Origin of the sequence: Sulfitobacter sp. 15WGC, from assembly GCF_005068605.1 — a bacterium.
Lineage (GTDB): Bacteria > Pseudomonadota > Alphaproteobacteria > Rhodobacterales > Rhodobacteraceae > Sulfitobacter > Sulfitobacter faviae.
In genome coordinates, this window is sequence record NZ_SZNL01000015.1 from 50,623 (window position 1) to 71,317 (window position 20,695).

20 protein-coding genes are annotated in these 20,695 nt (G+C 62.2%); 7 read left to right on the forward strand and 13 right to left on the reverse strand.

Features of this window, described 5'->3' with window-relative positions:
• Positions 1 to 191: 191 nt before the first annotated feature.
• Entirely contained in the window at positions 192 to 512 is a 321-nt protein-coding gene (locus FCK22_RS13345; protein WP_067262108.1) for an ArsC/Spx/MgsR family protein, read from the forward strand.
• Here FCK22_RS13345 and FCK22_RS13350 read toward each other — a convergent pair.
• The 5 genes from FCK22_RS13350 to thrS all read right to left on the reverse strand — a co-directional run bounded on the left by FCK22_RS13350 (position 509) and on the right by thrS (position 5,173).
• Positions 509 to 1,042: a DoxX family membrane protein gene (locus FCK22_RS13350; protein ID WP_067262107.1), complete on the reverse strand. Its 534-nt coding sequence runs from the start codon at positions 1,040 to 1,042 to the stop codon at positions 509 to 511. The genes FCK22_RS13345 and FCK22_RS13350 overlap by 4 nt on opposite strands.
• Positions 1,039 to 1,797, reverse strand: coding sequence for a DNA-binding domain-containing protein (locus FCK22_RS13355; protein ID WP_136720486.1), 759 nt, complete (start codon positions 1,795 to 1,797; stop codon positions 1,039 to 1,041). The genes FCK22_RS13350 and FCK22_RS13355 overlap by 4 nt, the downstream gene beginning before the upstream one ends.
• Positions 1,794 to 2,639, reverse strand: coding sequence for a DUF692 domain-containing protein (locus FCK22_RS13360; protein WP_067261011.1), 846 nt, complete (start codon positions 2,637 to 2,639; stop codon positions 1,794 to 1,796). Before FCK22_RS13360 ends, FCK22_RS13355 begins: the two co-directional genes overlap by 4 nt.
• Before the next feature lie 59 nt (positions 2,640 to 2,698).
• Entirely contained in the window at positions 2,699 to 3,001 is a 303-nt protein-coding gene (locus tag FCK22_RS13365; RefSeq protein WP_067260973.1) for a DUF2282 domain-containing protein, read from the reverse strand.
• Positions 3,002 to 3,226: 225 nt separating this feature from the next.
• Positions 3,227 to 5,173, reverse strand: coding sequence for a threonine--tRNA ligase (gene thrS, locus FCK22_RS13370; RefSeq protein WP_067260975.1), 1,947 nt, complete (start codon positions 5,171 to 5,173; stop codon positions 3,227 to 3,229).
• Between the two features lie 172 nt (positions 5,174 to 5,345).
• On the opposite strand from thrS, the gene FCK22_RS13375 reads away from it, so the two are divergent.
• The 3 genes from FCK22_RS13375 to FCK22_RS13385 all read left to right on the forward strand — a co-directional run bounded on the left by FCK22_RS13375 (position 5,346) and on the right by FCK22_RS13385 (position 8,288).
• Positions 5,346 to 6,632 (forward strand): MFS transporter, encoded by a 1,287-nt coding sequence (locus FCK22_RS13375; protein WP_067260977.1) that lies wholly within the window; start codon positions 5,346 to 5,348, stop codon positions 6,630 to 6,632.
• Positions 6,633 to 6,683: 51 nt separating this feature from the next.
• The gene (locus FCK22_RS13380) at positions 6,684 to 7,436 is read left to right on the forward strand and encodes an alpha/beta hydrolase (protein WP_067260978.1); all 753 of its coding nucleotides are present in this window, start codon (positions 6,684 to 6,686) and stop codon (positions 7,434 to 7,436) included.
• Between the two features lie 141 nt (positions 7,437 to 7,577).
• On the forward strand, positions 7,578 to 8,288 hold the full coding sequence (locus FCK22_RS13385) for an alpha/beta hydrolase (RefSeq protein WP_067260980.1): 711 nt from the start codon (positions 7,578 to 7,580) through the stop codon (positions 8,286 to 8,288).
• 9 nt (positions 8,289 to 8,297) lie between these two features.
• On the opposite strand, the gene phaZ is transcribed toward FCK22_RS13385, so the two are convergent.
• Positions 8,298 to 9,629 carry a polyhydroxyalkanoate depolymerase gene (gene phaZ, locus FCK22_RS13390; protein WP_067260982.1) on the reverse strand — a complete coding sequence of 444 codons (1,332 nt, stop codon included), beginning with the start codon at positions 9,627 to 9,629 and terminating at the stop codon, positions 8,298 to 8,300.
• Between the two features lie 50 nt (positions 9,630 to 9,679).
• Between phaZ and phaC the strand changes: the two genes are divergently transcribed.
• From phaC to phaR, 3 genes are all read left to right on the forward strand, one after another.
• Positions 9,680 to 11,485: a class I poly(R)-hydroxyalkanoic acid synthase gene (gene phaC, locus FCK22_RS13395; protein ID WP_067260983.1), complete on the forward strand. Its 1,806-nt coding sequence runs from the start codon at positions 9,680 to 9,682 to the stop codon at positions 11,483 to 11,485.
• Between the two features lie 150 nt (positions 11,486 to 11,635).
• Positions 11,636 to 12,118, forward strand: a complete 483-nt coding sequence (locus FCK22_RS13400; protein WP_136720487.1) for a phasin family protein — start codon at positions 11,636 to 11,638, stop codon at positions 12,116 to 12,118.
• 105 nt (positions 12,119 to 12,223) lie between these two features.
• On the forward strand, positions 12,224 to 12,772 hold the full coding sequence (gene phaR, locus FCK22_RS13405) for a polyhydroxyalkanoate synthesis repressor PhaR (protein WP_067261013.1): 549 nt from the start codon (positions 12,224 to 12,226) through the stop codon (positions 12,770 to 12,772).
• Between the two features lie 31 nt (positions 12,773 to 12,803).
• On the opposite strand, the gene FCK22_RS13410 is transcribed toward phaR, so the two are convergent.
• The 7 genes from FCK22_RS13410 to FCK22_RS13440 all read right to left on the reverse strand — a co-directional run bounded on the left by FCK22_RS13410 (position 12,804) and on the right by FCK22_RS13440 (position 20,694).
• Complete coding sequence (locus tag FCK22_RS13410) at positions 12,804 to 13,982, reverse strand: aminotransferase class I/II-fold pyridoxal phosphate-dependent enzyme (protein ID WP_067260987.1); 1,179 nt, start codon at positions 13,980 to 13,982, stop codon at positions 12,804 to 12,806.
• 204 nt (positions 13,983 to 14,186) lie between these two features.
• On the reverse strand, positions 14,187 to 15,491 hold the full coding sequence (locus FCK22_RS13415; RefSeq protein ID WP_067260989.1) for an FAD-binding oxidoreductase: 1,305 nt from the start codon (positions 15,489 to 15,491) through the stop codon (positions 14,187 to 14,189).
• A 14-nt stretch (positions 15,492 to 15,505) separates the two neighbouring features.
• A complete protein-coding gene (locus FCK22_RS13420) occupies positions 15,506 to 16,867 on the reverse strand; it encodes a glutamine synthetase family protein (RefSeq protein WP_067260991.1) in 1,362 nt (453 codons plus the stop codon).
• Entirely contained in the window at positions 16,867 to 17,556 is a 690-nt protein-coding gene (locus FCK22_RS13425) for a type 1 glutamine amidotransferase (RefSeq protein ID WP_067260993.1), read from the reverse strand. Before FCK22_RS13425 ends, FCK22_RS13420 begins: the two co-directional genes overlap by 1 nt.
• A 10-nt stretch (positions 17,557 to 17,566) precedes the next feature.
• Entirely contained in the window at positions 17,567 to 18,901 is a 1,335-nt protein-coding gene (locus FCK22_RS13430) for a glutamine synthetase family protein (RefSeq protein WP_067260995.1), read from the reverse strand.
• A gap of 105 nt (positions 18,902 to 19,006) precedes the next feature.
• A complete protein-coding gene (locus tag FCK22_RS13435; RefSeq protein WP_067260997.1) occupies positions 19,007 to 19,813 on the reverse strand; it encodes an ABC transporter permease subunit in 807 nt (268 codons plus the stop codon).
• Positions 19,810 to 20,694 (reverse strand): ABC transporter permease subunit, encoded by an 885-nt coding sequence (locus tag FCK22_RS13440; RefSeq protein ID WP_067260999.1) that lies wholly within the window; start codon positions 20,692 to 20,694, stop codon positions 19,810 to 19,812. The genes FCK22_RS13435 and FCK22_RS13440 overlap by 4 nt, the downstream gene beginning before the upstream one ends.
• Between the last annotated feature and the right edge of the window lies 1 nt (position 20,695).

The window sequence follows — 20,695 nt, forward strand, 5'->3', positions numbered from 1 at the left end:
TTTTCACGGTGCCAGTTGGCATAATCTCCGCGCCTCCTTTGTCTTTGCGTCTCTGCGTTCAGCAGAATGGCGAAAGCGATTGAATTGCGACCCGCCATAATAGAAAGATCGCGCGGACTGGAAAAAAAATCAAGCGAACAGCTGCGAGATCCGCAAATGGGCGCGGGATCGCGGGGCTGAGGGAGACGGATGTGCTAATTTATGGGCTGAAAAATTGCGACAGCTGTCGCAAGGCGAAAAAGGCGCTGCCAGAGGCGCAATTGGTCGATGTGCGGGAGGAGGGCGTCCCCACAGCGGTCTTGGAAAAGGCCCACGCGCAGTTTGGTGCGGCCTTGCTCAACACCCGCTCAACCACCTGGCGCGGGCTGGATGACGCGGCCCGGAAGGAGGAGCCGCTGGCCCTGATCCAAGCCTATCCGGCCCTGATGAAGCGGCCCCTGATTGCGGTGGGTGATCGGCTATTTCTAGGGTGGAGCAAAGAGATAGAAGCCGACGTTCAAGCGATGCTTTAACCGCGGCCTGCTATCAGCCGGTCCAGTGACAGGGGGCCGGCCCCTTTGATGACCAGCACCAAAAGCAAGAAGACCCAGAGCGCCCGCTGGTCGAGGATATGGGCGTCGGGGAAACGGTCGAACCACGCGCCGAGGGCGCTGCCGTGGCCGTAGAGATCGGTCAGCGATTGCACCACGACAAAGCCCACCATCGCCAGCGCGGCCAGTCGAGTCAGCAGGCCGATGACGATGAGCAGGGGCAGGATGAACTCCGCCACTGTTCCGGCGACGACGACAAGCCAATGAAACAGCCCAAGCGCGTCGGTGTCATAGCCGACCGCCTCAAAAACGCGGGGGAAGATCTGGGCGTAGGCCCCGGTGGAGGGGGTAAAGAGGCCCAAAGGGCCGGGGCCGAGTTTGGTTAGACCGGCGTTCAGGAAGTAGACCAGCAAGACCGCGGCAAAGAGGAAACGCGCGAGGGTCGGAAGCAGCCAGTCGGCCCGCGCTAGTCGGTCGGCGGTGGTGCGGTAAAGGGGCAGAAATCGGGTCATTTGCTTTCCTCCACGGAAATCGCGCTGAAGACGCCGTGGCTCAGGGCAAAGCCTAGGGCGGCGGCGAGGTCGAACTCAGGTGCGGCACCGACTGTGGCATCAAGGGCCGCCCCGAAGGTTCGCCCCTCGGAGAGGTGACCGAACCATTGCGCCGCGCCGGGCGGCGCTAGATGCGGGGCGGGATCATAGGCGGGGCGGGTGATCACCACGTCCTGCGCCACGTTGCGCGGCTTGGGCGCGTTATCGGTGAAATTATAGCGCCAGATGTCGAAAAGCGGCCAATCTGACCGCAGAACGCGGGTCGCGGGGGCGAGAGTCAGCTTCGCCCCCATCAGCGCATCGGGAGGGAGCGCCTCGAAGGTCTGCGGCTCCAGCGGTGCCGCGTCGGCGGCGTGGTAGGAGGACCGCAGCGCGAGGTCGAGCCTTGCGGCATCGGCGAGATAGCCGATTTTTGCCAGCGGTGCGAAACCTGCGATGAACCCCGGGAAATCCGCGCCATAATGCATCATCATTGGCGATTTTGGTGGATGCGCCCGGACATAGAGCGGCGCGAGGTCGGCAAAATTGCGGGCACCGATCAGCTTGCGCACCAGCGGAAAGGCCACTTCGAGGGCCGCGATCAGGGAATGGGTGACATTGTTGCGATAGACGCCATAGCGCGCGCCCGCCGGTTGCCCCTTGCCATCGCGCAGCCCCTCGGGCGCGGGGCGTGCGGGATCGAGCAGCGCCGCGCGAAAACTGTGCTGGTCGGTCACGCCAGAACCTCGGCAGCGCGATTGGCTTCGGCCCGGAGGACGGGCCAGTCGGGCACGTCATTGTCCCACTCGACCAGTACCGGCTTTGGCCCGGTTTGGGCCAGCGTGTAGCTGAGCAAGTCCCAGACCGGATCGACGACCTCTTTGCCATGGCTGTCGATCAACAGCGGCGCGCCGTGATCGTCGGTGTCGTCGTCATGGCCGCCCACATGGATCTCCCCTACATGGTCTGTCGGGAAGGCGTCGATGTAGCCCTGCGGCGATAGCCCGAGGTTGGTGGCTGAAACGAAGACATTGTTGACATCCAGCAAGAGCCCGCAGGAGGTTCGCGCGATGACCTCGGCTAAAAAGTCAGTTTCGGACAAGTCGGATTCTTCGAATGCGAGGTAGCTGGAGGGGTTTTCGAGCAGCATTTGCCGCCCCAATACGTCTTGCACTTGATTGATATGCGCGGCGACGCGGGTCAGCGTTTCCTCGGTATAGGGCAGGGGGAGGAGGTCGTTGAGATATTCCATCCCATGGGTCGACCAAGCCAGATGTTCGGAGAAGGACGCGGGCTGGGTTCGGTCACAGAGGGTCTTGAGCCGCGCGAGGTGGTCTGTGTCGAGGGGGCCTTCGCCGCCGATCGACAGGCCGACGCCATGAACCGACAGTGCGAAACGTTCCTGCAAGGCGCGCAGCTGCGCATGGGGGCGGCCACCGTCGCCCATGTAGTTTTCGGCATGCACTTCGATCCAGCGGACCGGGCCGGGATCGGCCATCAAGCCATCGAAATGTCGGGATTTATATCCGACCCCGGGGGCATTGGGCAGCGTGGTGAGAGGGGGGGTATCGTCGCGCATATCGGCCTCCGGCATGGGGCGGGGCAGGGTCCGGGCGGGTGCCGCCCGGACCGCTTTGATTAAGCGGGCAGGTCGCGGTCAAGCGGCTCAAGAGAGCCGGTCCGCTCGGTCCCATCGGCCATGGCGGGGAGGTCGATCTCGGCGCAGGTGCCTTCGTCGACGAGGGTCCATGCGTTGCCTTGGTAATCGGTCACGGAGGTGCCGGCGCAGGTCGTGCCGGGGCCCGCGGCGCAGTCATTCTCACCGGCCAGCGACACGCCGTAGCATTTCTCTTGCGAAGCGGCGGAGGCGGTGGTGGCGTGGCTGCCGAGTGCGGCGGCGACGGCCCCTGCGATGGCGGCGGTCTTGAGTGTGTTGGACATTGTCATTTTCCTTCCTGGTGGTGTTGACAGGCTTACTAGAGCAGCCCGTTCGCTCACAAGCCAGTCACGAGCGAGTGTGTCACAGTCCCGTCAGAATTCACGCGGAAAAACGGCGAAAGTTGTAACGATCCCGCGCAGGAAGGGAGGGATTGTTACAAAAACACTCCGGCAGGTAGGGGGCATATTGCCCGCAAACCCGCCGGAGCGCATGTTTGTTACAGCGCGTTAGCGCAGGTCAGGCGGGGTCGCGTCCTGTGCCAGTTCGGCGGTGAGTGCGTCGAGCGGCTGTACGGATGTCTGCTTTTGCCCCAGACGCCGGACTGAGACCGTGCGCTCTTCGACTTCGCGCGCGCCCACGGCGAGGATCACCGGCACCTTGCCCAGCGAATGCTCGCGGACCTTGTAGTTGATCTTCTCGTTGCGCATGTCCGCCTCGGCCCGGACGCCCGCAGCCTTCAGCGTTTCCACGACCTCGGCCACATAGTCATCGGCCTCGGAGGTGATGGAGGCCACAACGACCTGCCGCGGCGCGATCCAGAAGGGCAGCTTGCCCGCGTGTTCCTCGATCAGGATACCGATGAACCGCTCGAAGCTGCCCAGGGTGGCGCGGTGCAGCATCACGGGGCGGTGCTTGTTCCCGTCCTGCCCGATGAAGCTCGCCTCCAGCCGCTCGGGCAGGTTCGCGTCGACCTGCAGAGTGCCGCATTGCCAGTTGCGCCCGATGGCGTCGGTCAGGGTGAACTCAAGCTTCGGCCCGTAGAAGGCGCCTTCGCCCTCAAGCACCTCGAAGTCATAGCCCGCGGCCTTGCAGGCATCGCCGAGCGCCTGTTCCATGTGGTCCCAGGTCTCATCCGAGCCGATCCGCTTTTCGGGGCGGGTGGAGAGTTTGATGGTCCAGTTCTCGAAGCCGAGATCGGCATAGACCTTGGACAGGAAGGCGATGAACTTCGCGGTTTCCGAGGTGATCTGATCCTCGGCGCAGAAGATATGGCCGTCGTCTTGGGTAAAACCGCGCACCCGCATGATGCCGTGCAGCGCGCCCGAAGGCTCGTAGCGCGCGCAGGAGCCGAACTCGGCCATGCGTAGCGGCAGGTCGCGGTAGGATTTCAGACCCTGATTGAACACCTGCACATGGCAGGGGCAGTTCATCGGCTTGAGCGCATTCACCGCCTTTTCGCGGGCATGGTCCTCGTCAACTTCGACGATGAACATGTTTTCTTGGTACTTGTCCCAGTGGCCGGACTTTTCCCAAAGCTTGCGGTCCACGACCTGCGGGGTGTTCACCTCGACATAGCCGTCGCGGTCCTGCATGCGGCGCATGTAGTCCTGCAAGGTGGTGTAGATGCGCCAGCCGTTAGGGTGCCAGAAGACCTGACCGGGCGCCTCTTCCTGCATGTGGAACAGACCCATTTCCTTGCCCAGCTTGCGGTGGTCGCGCTTGGCGGCCTCCTCCAGCATGTTGAGATGGGCGCGCAGCTTTTCCTTGCCGGTGAAGGCCACGCCGTAGATGCGCTGCAACATGGCGCGACTGCTGTCGCCGCGCCAATAAGCACCGGCGATGGACATCAGCTTGAAGGCATCGCCCGGCACTTGGCCAGTGTGTTGCAGGTGCGGACCACGGCAGAGGTCCTGCCAATCGCCGTGCCAATACATCCGCAAAGGCTCGTCGCCGGGGATCGCCTCGATCAGCTCGACCTTGTAGGGCTCGTTCAGGTCTTCGTAATGTTTGATCGCGCGGGCGCGGTCCCAGACCTCGGTGCGGACGGGGTCGCGCTTGTTGATGATCTCCTTCATCTTTTTCTCGATGAGGCCGAGATCCTCGGGGGTGAAGGGCTCTGCGCGGTCAAAGTCGTAATACCAGCCATCCTTGATGACGGGGCCAATGGTAACCTTGGTGTCGGGCCAGAGCTCCTGCACGGCGCGGGCCATGATGTGCGCAAGGTCGTGGCGCACCAGCTCGTTGGCCTGTTCTTCGTCGGCCATGGTGTGGATGGCGATGCTGGCGTCGGCTTCGATCGGCCATGCCAGATCGTAATGCGCGCCGTTCACAGTGGCGCTGATGGCCTTTTTGCCGAGCGATTTAGAGATATCGGCAGCCACTTCACCAGCGGTGATCCCGGCGTCGTACTGCCGGCTGTTGCCATCGGGAAGGGTGAGGGAGATTTGGGCCATCTTGGGCGCTCCTCGTCGGTTTGGCGCCTACGAGACGCCCGGTTGCGGGTTATGTGTTGGGCCTATGTGGCGGGGCGGGGGCAGCTTGTCAATGCAAGCGGGGTCACTTCGGGAAAGTTGCGGCAGGGCGATGGCGCGCTATGTCAGGCGGGCAACAATGAGGATCGGTCAGATGCAAGACGACACGGCGCAGCGCGCATTCGAGACGATTTCGGGGGCGGACGACCCGGCCCCGGGGTTGGACGACAAGGCGCAAAGGGCCGAGGCGCGCAACGGGCTGCGCCACATCGTGTCGCTGTCGATGACCAAAGTGGCCGATGGTCTGATCGATCCGAAACTGGTCTTGGCTTGGCTGTTGAGCGCCCTTGGCGCGCCTGCGGTTTTCGCGGGCGCCTTGGTGCCGATCCGCGAGGCCGGGTCGCTTTTGCCGCAGATTGCGTTGGCGGGCGTGGTGGAGCGCATGGCGCGGCGCAAATGGGCTTGGGTCTGGGGCTCGGTCGGGCAGGGCGTGGCGGCGGGGCTGATCGCCCTTGCTGCGCTCAGCCTTGAGGGGGCCACGGCGGGCTATGCGGTCTGCGCCGCGCTGGCGCTGCTCGCCGTTTGCCGCGCGGCCTGTTCGGTGTCGTTCAAGGAAATTCTGGGCAAGACAGTGGGCAAGACCCGGCGCGGATCGGTGACCGGCTTGGCGGGGTCTGTCTCCTCGGTCGGGGTGGTGATCTTTGCGGGGCTTTTGATGTCGGGCCTTTTTCAAAGTCGGGGTGTCGTCGTGGCAGCCATCGCGCTGGCGGCGGCCCTATGGATCGGCGCGGCGCTGTTGTTCTCGACGATCATGGAAACGCCGAGCGAGACCGAAGAGGCCGATGGCGTGGATTTCAAGCTGCTGCGCGGCAACCGGGAACTGTGGCTTTTCATTCTGGTGCGCGGGCTCTTGGTCTCTACCGCGCTGGCGCCGCCCTATCTGGTGGTGCTTGCTGGCTCATCAGAGAGCGGGCAGTTGGGCCAATTGGGGGCCTTGGTGCTGGCCTCGGCGCTGGCGTCTTTGGTCAGCTCCTACGTCTGGGGGCGGCTGTCGGATATGTCGAGCCGCCGGGTGCTGATGCTGACCGGCATCGTTGGCGCAGTGGCGATGGCGCTGGCGGTGGGGCTGTGGTTCCTTGATCTGGCGCAGGCGGTCTGGGCGATGCCTGCGGTGCTCTTCATCCTGATGATCGCCTATCACGGCGTGCGGCAGGGGCGGTCGACCTATCTGGTCGACATGGCCCCGAAAGACCAGCGCGCCGCCTATGCTGCCGTGAGCAATACAGTGATCGGGCTGCTCTTGCTGCTGGCGGGCGTGCTGGGCGGCGGGGCCGCGCTGATCGGGGCGCAGGCAACGCTGATGCTTTTTGCCGTCATGGCGCTGGCCGCCGCCGTGTTGGCCCATTGGCTGCCGGAGGTTGAGCATCTGTCCGAGGACTGACTTGCCCTCATCCGCCGCGATGCTCATGATTGGACCAAAGACGGAGGCAGCATGGCAGACAGCAAATTCATCGACACGCCGCAGGGTCGGCGTATCGCCTATCACAAGACCGAAGGGGCGGGGCCCTGCGTGGTGTTTCTGGGCGGGCTGAAGTCCGACATGATGGGGACCAAGGCGGTCTATCTCGAAGACTGGGCGCGGGCCGGGGGGCGCGCCTTTCTGCGATTCGACTATTCGGGCCATGGGGAATCGTCGGGCCTATTTACCGAAGGGTGCATTGGCGATTGGCACGAAGACACGCTGGCCGCAGTCGCGGCGCTGACCGAGGGGCCGCTGATCGTTGTCGGCTCCTCCATGGGCGGCTGGCAGGCGCTGCTCTTGGCGCGGCATCTGCCCGAGCGGGTCGCCGGGCTGGTCGGCATCGCCGCGGCCCCCGATTTCACCGAAGATGGCTATTGGGCGAATTTCACCGAGGCGCAGAAACAGACCTTGGAAGAGGTCGGGCAGGTCGAATTGCCGTCGGACTATATGGAGCCCTATATCATCACCCGCCGGATGATCGAGGACGGGCGCAAGCGGTTGGTGCTGCGCGATCCGCTGAACCTGCCGTTCCCGGTGCGGCTGTTGCAGGGCACGGCGGACACCGCCGTCAGCACGGCCACGGCGGTGCGGCTGTTGGAGCATGCGCAAAGCCCTGACATGCAACTGACGCTGGTCAAGGATGCCGATCACCGTTTCTCAGACGCGCGCTGTCTGGCAATGATCGTGGAGGCGATCAACGCGGTCTCCGGCGACGCGGGGTGACCAAGGGCGCGGGCATGGAACCGCCGATAGGGCCGCGCCCCGCTGTCCCCCGAAACCACCCATGCTAAGAGACCGCCAAACCCAAGGGGGACGGCATGAAACCACGTCATTTCAACCGCATACCGCACCGGAGCCTGCCCAATGGCTGAGCCGATCGTTCTGCTGCCCGGCATGATGTGCGACGCGCGTGTCTTCACGCCGCAGATTCAAGCGCTCTCCCCGCGCGGGACCGTGGTGCTGGCCCCGATCACCCAAGGCGAACGGATCGAGGAGATCGCCTCGGGCCTGTTGGATCAACTGCCGCCGCGTTTCGCGCTGGTGGGGCAGGGCATGGGCGGTGTGGTGGCGCTGGAATTGCTGCGCCGCGCGCCCGACCGGATCAGCCGCATCGCCCTGCTGGCGACCCATGTGCTGGCCGAACTGCCCGCCATTGCCGCGGACCGTGAACCGCAGATCATCATGGCGCAATCGGGCAAGCTGGGGGAGGCGATGCAAGCGCGGATGGCCAATGGTTTCCTCGCCCCCGGCAAGGGGCGGGGGGAGGTGCTGACCCGCGCGATGGAGATGGCTGAGACGCTGGGCGGCGATGTCTTCGTGCGCCAATCCCGCGCTTTGCAACGGCGGCGCGATCAGCAGGCGGTGCTGCGCAAGTGCAAGGTGCCCGCGCTGGTGCTGTGTGGGGAGCATGACGCGCTCTGCCCGGTCAAACGCCATGCCTTCATGGCCGAGATGATCCCCTATGCCAAGCTGACGGTGCTCGAAGACGCGGGCCATCTGCCCAGCCTTGAGCAGCCAGAGGCGACCACAGCCGCGCTGCGCGACTGGCTGCATCAACCTCTGGTGCTGCAATAGGGCGGTGGCTTAGGCCGCTGCCGGTTTATCGCTCTTCTTGGCCTCGGTTTTCTGAGACGCGGGCTTTTGCGGCCCGGGCGTTTGGGGCGCAGGGTTCTGCGGCTCAGGCGTGCCGTTGTTCGCGTCGATAAAGTCAAGCACCAAGGGCCGGATGTTATTGCGCCAGCTTTTGCCCGCAAAGATCCCGTAATGGCCCGCGCCCTGCTCAAGATGGCTGGCCTTTTTGGCATCGGGCAGACCGGTCAGCAGATCAAGAGCGGCGATGCACTGGCCGGGGGCCGAAATATCGTCCTTGCTGCCCTCGACCGTTTTGACGGCGACGGTGGTGATCTTGCCGATGTCGACCTGACGGCCCGCCACCGTAAAGACATTCCGCGCGATCTCGCGCTCTTTGAAAATGCGTTGCACGGTCGAGAGGTAGAACTCCGCCGGCATGTCCATCACGGCGAGGTATTCGTCGTAGAACTTGTTGTGCTTGTCATGCTCATGCGCCGTCTTTTGCGCCACGCGGGTGATCTGATTGGCAAAGGCATCGCGGTGAGTGTCATTGTTCATCGAGATGAAGGAGGTAAGCTGCAACAGCCCCGGATAGACCTTGCGCCCCACGCCCGCGTATTTGAAGCCGACCTGCTGGATCATCATCTGCTCAAGCTGGCCCATGGTCACGCTATGGCCGAAATCGGTTACATCCGTCGGCGCGGCATCGGGGTCGATCGGCCCGCCGATCAGCGTCAGCGTGCGCGGCTGAGCTTCGGGCGCTTCCTCGGCCAGATAGGCGGTGGCGGCCAGCGTCAGCGGCGCAGGCTGACAGACCGCGATCACATGGGTGTCCGGCCCGAGGTGATGCATGAAATCAACGAGGTAGAGCGTATAATCCTCGATGTCGAACTTGCCCGCGCTAACTGGAATGTCACGCGCATTGTGCCAGTCCGTCACATAGACGTCGCAATCAGGCAGCAGGGAGATCACAGTGGAACGGAGCAGCGTGGCGTAATGACCCGACATCGGCGCGACCAAAAGAACCTTGCGGCCCGTCTCTTCGCGGCCTTGGACCGAGAATTTCAGCAAATCGCCAAAGGGCCGCTCCATCACCGGCTCGATGCTGACCAGACAGTCCTGCCCCTTGGGGCCGACCACCGGGGGGATGTCCCAATCGGGTTTCACGACCATGCGGGCAAAGGTCCGTTCCGTCACCTCACCCCAAGCGGCGAGCCATTCCATCGCAGGGTTTGGAAACAGAGAGAAAGCCGGGTAGGATGCCATAGCAAGCGCAGAAGCGCCGAGCCATTGATTGGTGTTCCGGATGGACTCCATCATGTCGTAGGTGGCCATATAGCGCATGTGGGGGCTCCTTTATGCTGCACCTGCGAAGATAGGAGGTAAGGGTTAAGATGACAACAGAATCCGAGAATCCCGAGATTGCCGAGCCTCCAGCCCTGTCTCGTATGGCGCAAAACTTGAAAAAGGTTGAAGAATTAAGCAAGCGTTTGACCCGGGTGATGGCGCAGCGCGAGGGCCATCAGCCCGCGCTCGATGGTCCGAACCAACAGCTTTTCGCCAAGGCGGCACAGTCTTACTGGGCCGAGGCGATGACCAATCCGGCCCGTTTGATGGAGCATCAGATGGGCTATTGGACCAAATCGGTCGCCCATTTCGTTGAGGCGCAGCAGGCGCTGGCCAAGGGCGGTCTGGCCCCGGTGGAAGAGGACGCGCCGACCGACAAGCGTTTCGCCAACCCGCTGTGGCAGACGCATCCCTATTTCAACTTCATCAAACAGCAGTATCTGATCAACGCTGAAGCGCTGCGCCAAGCGGTCGAAGATGCCCAAGACATGGACCCGGCTGAGAAAAAGCGGCTGGTCTATTTCAGTCAGCAGATCATCGCGATGATGTCGCCGACCAACTTCCTCGCCACCAATCCCGATGTGCTGGAACGCGCGGTGGAGACCGAGGGCGAGAGCCTCGTGAAGGGTCTAGAAAACCTGATCGCAGATCTGGAGGCCAACAATGGCGAGCTGGTCGTGAAACTGGCGGATGACAGCGCCTTTGAGCTGGGCCGCAACATCGCCACCACGCCGGGCAAGGTGGTGTTTCGCAACCGCATGTTCGAGTTGATCCAATACACCCCCAGCACCGAAGAAGTCCATAAAACCCCGCTGTTGATCTTCCCGCCGTGGATCAACAAGTTCTACATTCTCGACCTCAAGGCGCAGAACAGCCTCGTCAAATGGCTGGTCGATCAGGGCCACACGCTGTTCATCGTCTCATGGGTGAACCCCGATGCCAGCTATGCCCAAATCGGCATGGAGGATTACGTCGAAGAGGGCTACCTCGCCGCGATTGAAGAGGTGAAGGCGATCACTCAGGAGAAACGCCTTAACGTGGTGGGCTATTGCATTGCGGGCACCACGCTGGCGCTGACCCTGTCGCTGCTGAAAAAACGTGGCGATAGCTCGATCAAATCCGCCACCTTCTTCACCGCGCTCACCGATTTCTCGGATCAGGGGGAGTTTCAGCCCTTCCTCACCAATGACTTCATCGACGGGATCGAGGCCGAGACGGCGGATAAGGGCATTCTGCCCTCGGTCGTCATGGCGCGCACCTTCTCATTCCTGCGGTCCAACGATCTGGTCTATGGCCCCGCCGTGCGCAGCTACATGATGGGCGAGACGCCCCCGGCCTTTGACCTGCTCTATTGGAACGGCGACGGGGCCAATCTGCCGGGGCAGATGGCGATGCAATACCTGCGCGGCCTGTGCCAGCGAAACGAATTGGCCGAGGGCGGTTTCAAACTGCTCGGGGAACGGCTGACGCTGGATGATATCGAGGTGCCGCTTTGCGCCGTGGCCTGTGAGACGGATCACATCGCGCCGTGGAAAGACTGCTACCGCGGGGTGCAGCAGATGGGGTCGAAGGACAAGACCTTCATCATGGCGCAATCGGGCCATATCGCGGGCATCGTCAATCCGCCCAATCGGAAGAAATACGGCCACTATGTGAACGGCGATCTCACGCAGGACTACGCCGCATGGCGCGAGGCCGCCGCCTTTCACGAAGGGTCTTGGTGGCCGCGGTGGGGCAAGTGGCTGGGCAAACGGGCAGGGGCAATGATTCCCGCACGGTTTCCCGGTGACGATGGGCGCGAGATTCTCGCCGATGCCCCGGGCAGCTATGTAACCCGCAAGGCAAGCGACTGATTACCTTAGGTAATCCAAACACCCTTCGGCTCATGCTGCAATGCAGAAAAAACCTTGAAATGCTGCGCTGCGGCATCTATGTTGTGGTCAGACGCGAAACGGACGGGTCTCCCCGCTCCCTTGCCACAGTAGCATTAAAAGGATTGAGACATGACCAAGACACCTGACATGACCGCGATGTTCAAAGACGTTCTGGGCGCTTTCCCGGTGGATAACGCCGCCATGCAAGACGCATTCAAAAACACCGCCACCCTGAACGAGAAACTCTCCGGCGTTGCCTTCGACGCGGCTGAAAAATCCGCCGACATCTCCACCGCTTGGACCAAAGAGACACTGGCCCGCCTGACCGAGATGACCAAGGTCAAAGCCGAGCCCACAGACTATGCCAAAGCGATGACCGATTTCGCCTCCGCCTCCGCCGAATCCGCGGCCGAGCATATGGCCGCCTTCGCCGAGATCGCGAAAAAGGTTCAGATGGACACCGTCGAGCTGATGATGTCGGCTGGTAAAGACCTGCAAAGCGACGCCAAAGCCGCCACCACCGAAGGCGTCGCCACCGCACAGGCTGCCGCCAAAAAAAGCGACTGTGAAGTAAATCTGACGCTGGGCTTTCCAGCGCCAAGTAATGCTTAAAGAAAGGGCAGGTCCAGACGGGCCTGCCCTTTTGTCATGCGCTCTTTCTATTTGCCGATCGCTGTCCTAAGCTGCGATGCAGCACCATTGGTCGGGAGTAACATCATGGCGGACAAACCGAAGCCCTTGCTGATAAAACGCTACGCCAGCCGCAGGCTCTACAACACCGAAACAAGCGATTACGTCACACTGGAAGATATCGCCGGTTTCATTCGCGACGGGCGCGAGGTTCAGATCGTCGATCTGAAATCCGGCGATGACCTGACACGGCAATATCTGTTGCAAATCATCGCCGAACACGAAAGCCGGGGCGAGGCCGTCTTGCCGGTCGATGTGCTGACCGATCTGGTGCGCAGCTATATGTCGGGCAATGTCTCGGTGGTGCCGCAGTTCCTGCAAGCCTCCTTCGACATGCTGCGTGATGGCCAATCCAAGGCGATCGAAAACATGAGCGCGATGAACCCGATGGCCAAGATGCCCGGCATGGAAGCGATGCAGGCGCAGCAAGAAGCCTTCATGAAGGCGATGACCGGCGGCTGGGCCAAATCCACCACGCCAGAGCCGCCCAAACAGCAGGCCGAACACGGCGACGATCTGGATGCGATCAAAAAGCAGTTGGCAGAATTGCAGGACAAACTGTCAAAGCTGAATTAACCCCAGAAGACGCGGGCGCCGCGCGCCCGCCTCAGGCCGCCTGCGCCTCGGCCACATCCCTCAGCGCGCCCAAAATCACATCCGCCACGGCGTCGATCTCTTCCAGCGTCAATTGCACCGGCAGCCGCACGTCACAGGCCCGCATCAGCATGGCGCGGGTGCGCGGCAGCTCGGGCCGGTCTTCGATGAACTGCCAGTTCCAAAAGGCGCGGGCGTTGTCGGTGCTCTGGCCAAAGACTTGCACCTTCACCCCCGCCGCCTCCGCCGCTGTCGCGAAAGCGCGGATGCTGGCGTCAGAGAGGCCCACCAGATTGAACTGGATCGAATCCGGCGCGCGGGTCTCACCGGGCAGGGGGCGCGGCACCTCGATCAAGGGGGAGGCCGCCAGCCGTGCCGCCATGTGATCGTGATTGCGCAGCCCATCGGCCACCCGGCGCGGCAAATGCGGCAATTGCGGCCGGATGATCGCAGCCGAAAGGTTGGACATGCGCAGATTGTACAGCGGCAGCCGGTTCTGCCACTTGGCAAAACTGTCTTGCAGGGCCGCGTGTTTCTTCCAATTATGCTCATAAGCGCCCGACATGATGATCGCCCGCGCCACCAGATCGGCGTCATCGGTGATCAGAATGCCGCCTTCGCCCGCGTTGATCATCTTGTAGGACTGGAAGGAAAAACAGCCGATTTTGCCAATCGTCCCGATTTTCCGCCCCCGCCAAAGCGTGCCCAGCGAATGGGCAGCGTCTTCGATCACCCGCACGCCAGCAGCCTCGCAAAGCCCCATGATCGCATCCATATCCGAAGTATGCCCCCGCATATGGCTGATGATCACCGCCCGAACGTCCGGCAGTTTGGCGGCGAAATCCTCCAAATCCACACGGTAATTCTCACCCACTTCACAAAGCACCGGCTTGCAGCCTGCGTGGATCACTGCAGAAGGCACGGCAGCAAAGGTGAAACCCGGGATCAACACCGGCGCCCCATCCGGCAAGTCCAAAGCAAGCAAGGACAGAAACAGCGCGGCCGAGCAGGAGGACACGGCCAGCGCATATTCACTGCCCATCATCTGCGCAAATTCGACCTCCAACAGGGAAGCTGGCGCGTCCTTGGCCGCAGTATAGCGAAAAAGATCGCCACTTTGCAAAAGCTCCGCAATGGCGGCCTCCGCTTCGGCAGGGATCGGTTCGGCACGGTGCATGTCGGGCAAAGCCATATTTCAAAATCCTGAATAATGATTTCCAGAATAGTAAAATAAACGCCCGCGCAAACCAAGGGGGGATGCCTCCACAACAGGCCACCCCCTCTTCCCCTTCATCCTTTCCTAAATACCCTCGGGGGAATCGCGCCTAAGGCGCGATGGGGGCAGAGCCCCCGCTCTCCACCACCAGCCAAACCCGCAACACCGCTCAGACCAAAATCACAGCCCCAACCGATCCCGCGTCGCATACCAAAGCATCGCAAGCACCAAAAGCGGGCTACGCAGAGAGGCCCCGCCGGGGAAGGCCTGTGTCGGGATCGCGGCCATCGTGTCGAAACCCGCGGCATCGCCTTCGATCGCCTTGGCCATCAGATAGCCCGCATGGGTCGCCGTCCCAACCCCGTGACCGGAATAGCCCGAGGCTGAGAGGATGTTCGGCGCGAGCCGGGCCACATAGGGCAGGCGCTTCATCGTGATGCCAAGAGTGCCGCCCCAAGCATAGTCGATCTTAACGTCCTTCAACTGCGGAAAGACCTGCGACATCGGTTTGCGCACTTTGGCGGCGATGTCCTGCGGGAAGCGATAGCCATAGCTCTCGCCGCCGCCAAACAGCAGCCGCCCGTCGTGCGACAGTCGGAAATAGTTCACCACAAAGCGGCTGTCGGCCACGGCCACGTCGCGGGGCAGCACGTCTTTCACGCGCGCGCCCAAGGGTTCGGTCGCGGCAATGAAATTGTTGATCGGCATGACCTTGGCAGCCACGTCGCCGTTGAGCTTGCCCAGATAGCCGTTGCAGGCCAGCACCACATGATCGGCGCTGACGCTGCCTGTGGCGGTTTGCACCAGCGCCTTGCTGCCTTCGACGATGTTCTCGGCGGGGCTTGTCTCATGAATGCGCACGCCTGCGGCGGCGGCGGCGCGGGCAAGGCCAAGGGCGTAGTTCAGCGGATGCAGATGCGCGGCGCCCATATCGAGCACGCCGCCCTTGTAGTCGGGCGAGGGGCAGACCGATTGCAGCGCGGCGTGATCCAACACTTCGATCTCATCATAGCCATAGCGCTTTTGCAGATGCTCTGCATAATCGTGCAGATGCCGCACGTCAGATGTGGTGGAGCCGGTCCAAGCCACGCCGGGCTTCAGATGGCAGTCGATCTCATGTTTCGCGATGAGGGATTTGACCAGTTCCTTCGCTTCTTCGCCCATCTGCCACAGCTTGGCGGCATGTTCTTCGCCCAGCATCTTTTCGAGCCCATCTTGCTCAATCCGTTGGCCCGAGCCTAACTGTCCGCCATTGCGGCCCGAGGCGCCAAAACCCACGCGCTGCGCGTCCAAAAGCACCACGTCATAGCCCGCCTCGGCCAGATGCAGCGCAGCGGAAAGCCCGGTGTAGCCGCCGCCAATGACACAGACATCGGCCTTTGTATCGCCCTGAAGCGGCGGGTAGGCCGCGTGTTTCGTGGCGGTGGCGGCGTACCAGCTGGTAGGGTACTGGCCGGGCGTGTCATTGGCGTAGAGCAGGTTCATCGGGCCTCCGGGCGTTAGACGTTCATCAGCAGATGTTCACGTTCCCAAGGCGAGATGACCTGTAGGAACTCCTCATATTCCGCCCGTTTCACGATGGAATAGACGCGGGCGAAATCCGGACCCAAAGCCTCATGCAGCTCTGTCGCCTCCTCGAAAAGGTCGAGCGCTTGGCCCAGAACCTGCGGGATATCCCCTTCGCCGACATAGGCATCGCCCTTGAATTCGGGCAGCGGGTCTTTCTGCTGGATCAGCCCCAGATAGCCGCAGGCGAGGCTGGCGGCGATGCCGAGGTAGGGGTTGCAGTCCATCCCCGCGAGACGGTTTTCCACCCGGCGCGACTTGGGCCCCGAGAGCGGCACGCGAATGCCCGTGGTGCGGTTGTCGCGGCCCCATTCAAGGTTGATCGGCGCGGCGTGATCCTTGACGTAGCGGCGGTAGGAATTGACATAGGGCGCGATCACGGCGAGCGCGCTTGGCATGTGGTTTTGCAAACCGGCGATGAAATGGCGGAAGGGGGCGGTCTCTTCCCCTTCGGCATCGACAAAGATGTTCTCGCCGGTTTTCACGTCCAGCACCGAATGGTGGATATGCATGGCGCTGCCCGGCTCATCTGCGATGGGTTTGGCCATGAAGGTGGCGTAGCATTCATGCCGCATCGCGGCTTCGCGGATCAGCCGTTTGAAATAGAACACCTCATCGGCCAACCGCACCGGATCCCCATGTTGCAGGTTGATCTCAAGCTGGCCTGCGCCGCCCTCTTGGGTGATGCCGTCGATCTCGAACCCCTGCGCTTCGGCAAAGTCGTAGATGTCGTCGATCACGGGGCCGAATTCATCCACGGCGGTCATCGAATAGGCCTGCCGCGCCGCCGCCGGGCGGCCCGAGCGGCCCATCATCGGCAGGATTTCCTTGGCCGGGTCGATGTTGCGGGCCACGAGGAAAAACTCCATCTCGGGGGCGACGACCGGCTCCCACCCTTTGTCGCGGTAAAGCTGCACCACGCGTTTGAGCACATTGCGCGGGGAATAGGCCACCGGCTTGTCGTTGCGGTCATAGGCGTCGTGGATGACCTGAAGCGTCCAATCGCCGGTCCAAGGTGCGGCGGTGGCCGTGTCCATATCCGGGCGCAGGATCATGTCTTTTTCGATAAAGCCGTCATCGCCCGCCGCTTCGCCCCATTCGCCGGTGATGGTCTGGTAGAAGATGCTGTCGGGCAGGTGGAAATACTCTTGCCGCGCGAATTTCGACGCCGGGACGGCCTTACCCCGGGCGATGCCGGGCAGGTCGGGGATGATACATTCCACTTCGTCCAGACGCCGGCCCTCAAGATAGGCGCGCGCCGCTTCGGGTAGTGCTTCTGTCCAATCCTCGGCCATCAGGCCCTCTCTTTCCTGTTGTCTTTAAAGAATGCGGCCATTTGGTCCGCGATTTTTTGGTTGTCGATGGGGCCGCCCAAGGCGGCTGTCGCCTGTTCCAGCAGGTGCTCGGGCACCACGCCCTTGCCACGGGTTTTGATCAAGCCGTCGATGAAGTCATGGCCGAATTCGGGATGCGGCTGCACCGTCCAGATGCGGTCGTCATAGGCCAGCGCCGCATAGGCGCAAAAATCCGAGGAGGCGACGACACGCGCGCCTTCGGGCAGTTCCACGATCTGATCTTGATGCCATGCGTTCAACGCCAGTTTGTCACCATCCATGTCGTATTCTGTGCGGCCAATGGACCAGCCGTTGGTAAACTTCTCGACCTTGCCGCCAAGCGCTTGGGCGATGATCTGATGCCCAAAGCAGACACCGACCATTGGGCGGCCATCAGCGTAGGTCTGGCGGATGAACTCCTCCAGCGGCGGGATCCAATCGTGATCCTCATAGGCGCCGTGTTTCGATCCGGTGATCAGCCAGCCGTCGGCCTGCGTCACGCTATCGGGCAGGATGCCATCGACAACCGACCAGATTTGAAAGTCAAACCCGTGGCCATCCAGCAGTTTGGTGAACATCTCCCCATAGTCGCCGAGCTGTTCGCGAAAGTCGTCGGGGGAGTGGCCGGTTTGCAGAATGCCGATTTTCATGTGTCACCTGTTACACAGTGTCGAGGTAGATCTCGACCTGTTCCTCTGGGGTCAATTCCTGCATGTAATGCAATTCTTGGCGTTTGGTCAGCACGAAGTTGCGGATCATCTCGGGCGCGAAGATGCGCGCCACATGGGGGCAGCTTTCAAACAGGTCGATGGCGGTTTTCCAATCGCTCGGCATGCGCGGCAATTCGGCGGCATAGGCGTTGCCGGTGATCGGGGCGGGCGGCTCAAGCGCGTCTTCGATCCCGTTGAGCGCTGCACCCAACACGGCGGCGAGCATCAGATAGGGGTTCACATCCCCGCCCGAGACGCGGTGTTCGATGCGCCGCGCCTTGTGGCTGCCCGAGGGAATGCGGATCGCGGCGGTACGGTTCTCATAGGCCCAGCAAACCCCGGTGGGCGCATGGGATTCCGGCACCATCCGGTCAAAGCTATTGGCATGCGGGCAGAAGACCAGCGCCGAGCCCTGCATCGCGTTCATGCAGCCCGCCACGGCGTGGCGCAGCGTGTCGGTCCCCTTCGGCCCGCCATCGTCAAAGATGTTGTCGCCCTTCTCATCCAATACCGAGAAATGGGTGTGCAGGCCGGAGCCGGAGTAATCCTCATAAGGTTTCGCCATAAAGCTTGCGGCAAAGCCGTGCCGCCGTGCCAAACCCTTGACCAGCATCTTGAACAGCCATGCGTCATCGGCGGCGCGCAGCGCATCGTCACAATGCATGAGGTTGATCTCGAACTGGCCCAGACCCGCCTCGGAAATGGCGGTGTCGGCGGGGATGTCCATCTCTTCGCAGGCGTCATAAAGATCGGTGAAGAACAGATCGAACTGGTCAAGCGCGCGGATCGACATGGTCTCGGCCGCCTTGCGCCGCTTGCCCGACCGGGGCGAGACGGGCACCTGAAGGTTGCGGCCCGAATCGTCGATCAGGAAGAATTCCAGCTCAACGGCGCAGACCGGCGTCAGCCCGCGCGCCTTGTAGCGGTCCAGCACCGCGCGCAGCGCATGGCGCGGATCGCCGGGGTAGGGGCGGCCATCTTCGCGGAACATCCAGATGGGCAGCAGGGCCGAGGGCGCGTCGAGCCATGGCATCGGCATGAAGCCCCGCTCGGTCGGTTTCAGCACGCCATCCGCATCGCCCGTTTCGAACACCAGAGGGCTGTCGTCGATATCCTCGCCCCAGATGTCGAGGTTCAGCACCGAGACGGGAAAGCGGGTGCCCTCGGTCGTGACCTTATCGGCAAAGCGCGAGGGAATACGCTTGCCCCGCGCTTGGCCATTGAGGTCGGCGGCGGCCACACGAATGGTGCGGACCTGAGGATTTTTGCGAAGCCAGTTGTTCATACATCACCTGAAAGGGCGGTGGGCATGTCACAAAGCGGTTCGCCCGGGGGGGGGGCAAAAGCGGTTGGCGCCCACGCGCCGCGTAATTTGATCAAATAATGGATACTACCGGATCAAATTAGGACGCAAGCGAATTTTACGGCGTTGCGCTTGGGGCAGGTGGCGGTTGAGGCGGGAATTGATCAAACCAAAGACGCCGATGATGCAGAGCGTCAGAAGGATGAAATAACCGGCAAGAATGGGATAGGGGACGAAGGGGTTGAAGGTCTTATCCGCGAAATAGCTGGCGTAATAGAGCGCGTCACCGCGCTGCTGCCATGCCGGGAAACCGCTGAAAAACACCAGTGTCGTGGCGTGAAACAGGAAAATCGCCTCATTCGTATAGGCGGGCCAAGCGAGCCGCAGCGAGGTGGGCCAGATCACCCGGCGAAAGCGTGACCAACCCGACAGACCATAGGCATCCGCGGCCTCCACATCGCCCTTGGGGATGGATTGCAGCGCGCCGTAAAAAATTTCGCCCGAATATGCGGCAGTGTTGAGAAAGAGCACGATCAACGCGCCCAGCCATGCCGCCGTGAAGGGGGCGAAGAAGGCGTATTCCGATTTCAGCGACAGAAACAGGAAGTAGCCAAAGAAGAACTGGATGAAGAGCGGCGAGCCGCGGAAGATAAAGATGAACCACTCCGCCGGTTTGCGGAACCACGGGTTCGCGCTGGCCTTGCCGACGCCAAGCGCCGTGGCAAAGAAAAACCCGGTCAGCAGGGCGACGACGCCGAAATAGACGTTCCAGATCATGCCCGAGCCAATCAGCGTGAACTGCTCGCAAAGCGTGAAACCGTCGCGCGGCAGCAGCCGCTCGCCATAGCCAAGAGACCGCAGGCCGTAGTCCTGAATCGTTTGCAGACAGCTCATGCGCCGGCCCTCCGCTGGGCTTCGCCGCCGGTGGTGGCCTGACCGTGGGTCAGCCGTTTCATCAGCCGGTCCAGCACGACTTCGGAGACGCGGGTAAAGAGAAGATAGAAGACCAGAAGCGCGAGGAAGTACCACATGCGCCAGTCGGGGTGCGGGTAATCGGTGAAGCGCGGCGTCTTGGTGCCGCCCAGTTCACGCGCCCAATAGACGATATCCTCGACACCCAGCAAAAACAGCAGCGGCGTGGCCTTGATCAGCACCATCCACAGGTTGCTGAGGCCCGGTAGGGCATAGACCCACATCTGCGGCACCAGCACCCGCCAGAAGGTCTGGCGGTGGGTCATGCCATAGGCTTCGGCGGTTTCAAGCTGCGCCTTCGGCACAGCCCGCATGGCGCCGAAAAGCACGTTGGCAGCAAAGGCGCCGAAAACGATGGCAAAGGTAAAGACCGCAAGGCCGAAGCCATAGGTCTCATGCACCCATTGGGCGGCATTGCCCAAGGGCATCTTGGCCTCTTGGCAGACGACGAAGTCGCTGCCTTGGCGGATCGGCATGTCCCAATCGGGGCAAAGCACCTTGTGGCGCAGATACTCGATGCCCTGATCGAGCGCGATCACGAAAAACAGGAAGAAGGCGATATCCGGCACACCGCGCACCAGCGCGATATAGCCCTTGCCGACCCAGCTGAGCGGGGCGAAACGCGCGCGTGCCATCATGGCCCCGCCAAAGCCGAAGGCCAGCGCCACGGGGGCGGTGACCGCCAAAAGCAGCAGGACCTTCAGGAAGGACAGGTAGAAGGACATATGGACGCCGGTGGTCAGGTAACAGGCGGTCCAGAGCCAGTCATTCAGGGTCGACGGATCGGTGCAGAAAGAGAACATG

What these genes read in the sequence shown, in the direction of transcription:
- FCK22_RS13350 (WP_067262107.1), bottom strand. Translation starts at nt 1,042, where the DNA reads ATGACCCGATTTCTGCCCCTTTACCGCACCACCGCCGACCGACTAGCG.
- FCK22_RS13360 (WP_067261011.1), bottom strand. Translation starts at nt 2,639, where the DNA reads ATGCGCGACGATACCCCCCCTCTCACCACGCTGCCCAATGCCCCCGGG.
- FCK22_RS13365 (WP_067260973.1), bottom strand. Translation starts at nt 3,001, where the DNA reads ATGTCCAACACACTCAAGACCGCCGCCATCGCAGGGGCCGTCGCCGCC.
- thrS (WP_067260975.1), bottom strand. Translation starts at nt 5,173, where the DNA reads ATGGCCCAAATCTCCCTCACCCTTCCCGATGGCAACAGCCGGCAGTAC.
- FCK22_RS13375 (WP_067260977.1), top strand. Translation starts at nt 5,346, where the DNA reads ATGCAAGACGACACGGCGCAGCGCGCATTCGAGACGATTTCGGGGGCG.
- FCK22_RS13380 (WP_067260978.1), top strand. Translation starts at nt 6,684, where the DNA reads ATGGCAGACAGCAAATTCATCGACACGCCGCAGGGTCGGCGTATCGCC.
- FCK22_RS13385 (WP_067260980.1), top strand. Translation starts at nt 7,578, where the DNA reads ATGGCTGAGCCGATCGTTCTGCTGCCCGGCATGATGTGCGACGCGCGT.
- phaZ (WP_067260982.1), bottom strand. Translation starts at nt 9,629, where the DNA reads ATGCGCTATATGGCCACCTACGACATGATGGAGTCCATCCGGAACACC.
- phaC (WP_067260983.1), top strand. Translation starts at nt 9,680, where the DNA reads ATGACAACAGAATCCGAGAATCCCGAGATTGCCGAGCCTCCAGCCCTG.
- FCK22_RS13400 (WP_136720487.1), top strand. Translation starts at nt 11,636, where the DNA reads ATGACCAAGACACCTGACATGACCGCGATGTTCAAAGACGTTCTGGGC.
- phaR (WP_067261013.1), top strand. Translation starts at nt 12,224, where the DNA reads ATGGCGGACAAACCGAAGCCCTTGCTGATAAAACGCTACGCCAGCCGC.
- FCK22_RS13410 (WP_067260987.1), bottom strand. Translation starts at nt 13,982, where the DNA reads ATGGCTTTGCCCGACATGCACCGTGCCGAACCGATCCCTGCCGAAGCG.
- FCK22_RS13415 (WP_067260989.1), bottom strand. Translation starts at nt 15,491, where the DNA reads ATGAACCTGCTCTACGCCAATGACACGCCCGGCCAGTACCCTACCAGC.
- FCK22_RS13420 (WP_067260991.1), bottom strand. Translation starts at nt 16,867, where the DNA reads ATGGCCGAGGATTGGACAGAAGCACTACCCGAAGCGGCGCGCGCCTAT.
- FCK22_RS13425 (WP_067260993.1), bottom strand. Translation starts at nt 17,556, where the DNA reads ATGAAAATCGGCATTCTGCAAACCGGCCACTCCCCCGACGACTTTCGC.
- FCK22_RS13430 (WP_067260995.1), bottom strand. Translation starts at nt 18,901, where the DNA reads ATGAACAACTGGCTTCGCAAAAATCCTCAGGTCCGCACCATTCGTGTG.
- FCK22_RS13435 (WP_067260997.1), bottom strand. Translation starts at nt 19,813, where the DNA reads ATGAGCTGTCTGCAAACGATTCAGGACTACGGCCTGCGGTCTCTTGGC.
- FCK22_RS13440 (WP_067260999.1), bottom strand. Translation starts at nt 20,694, where the DNA reads ATGTTCTCTTTCTGCACCGATCCGTCGACCCTGAATGACTGGCTCTGG.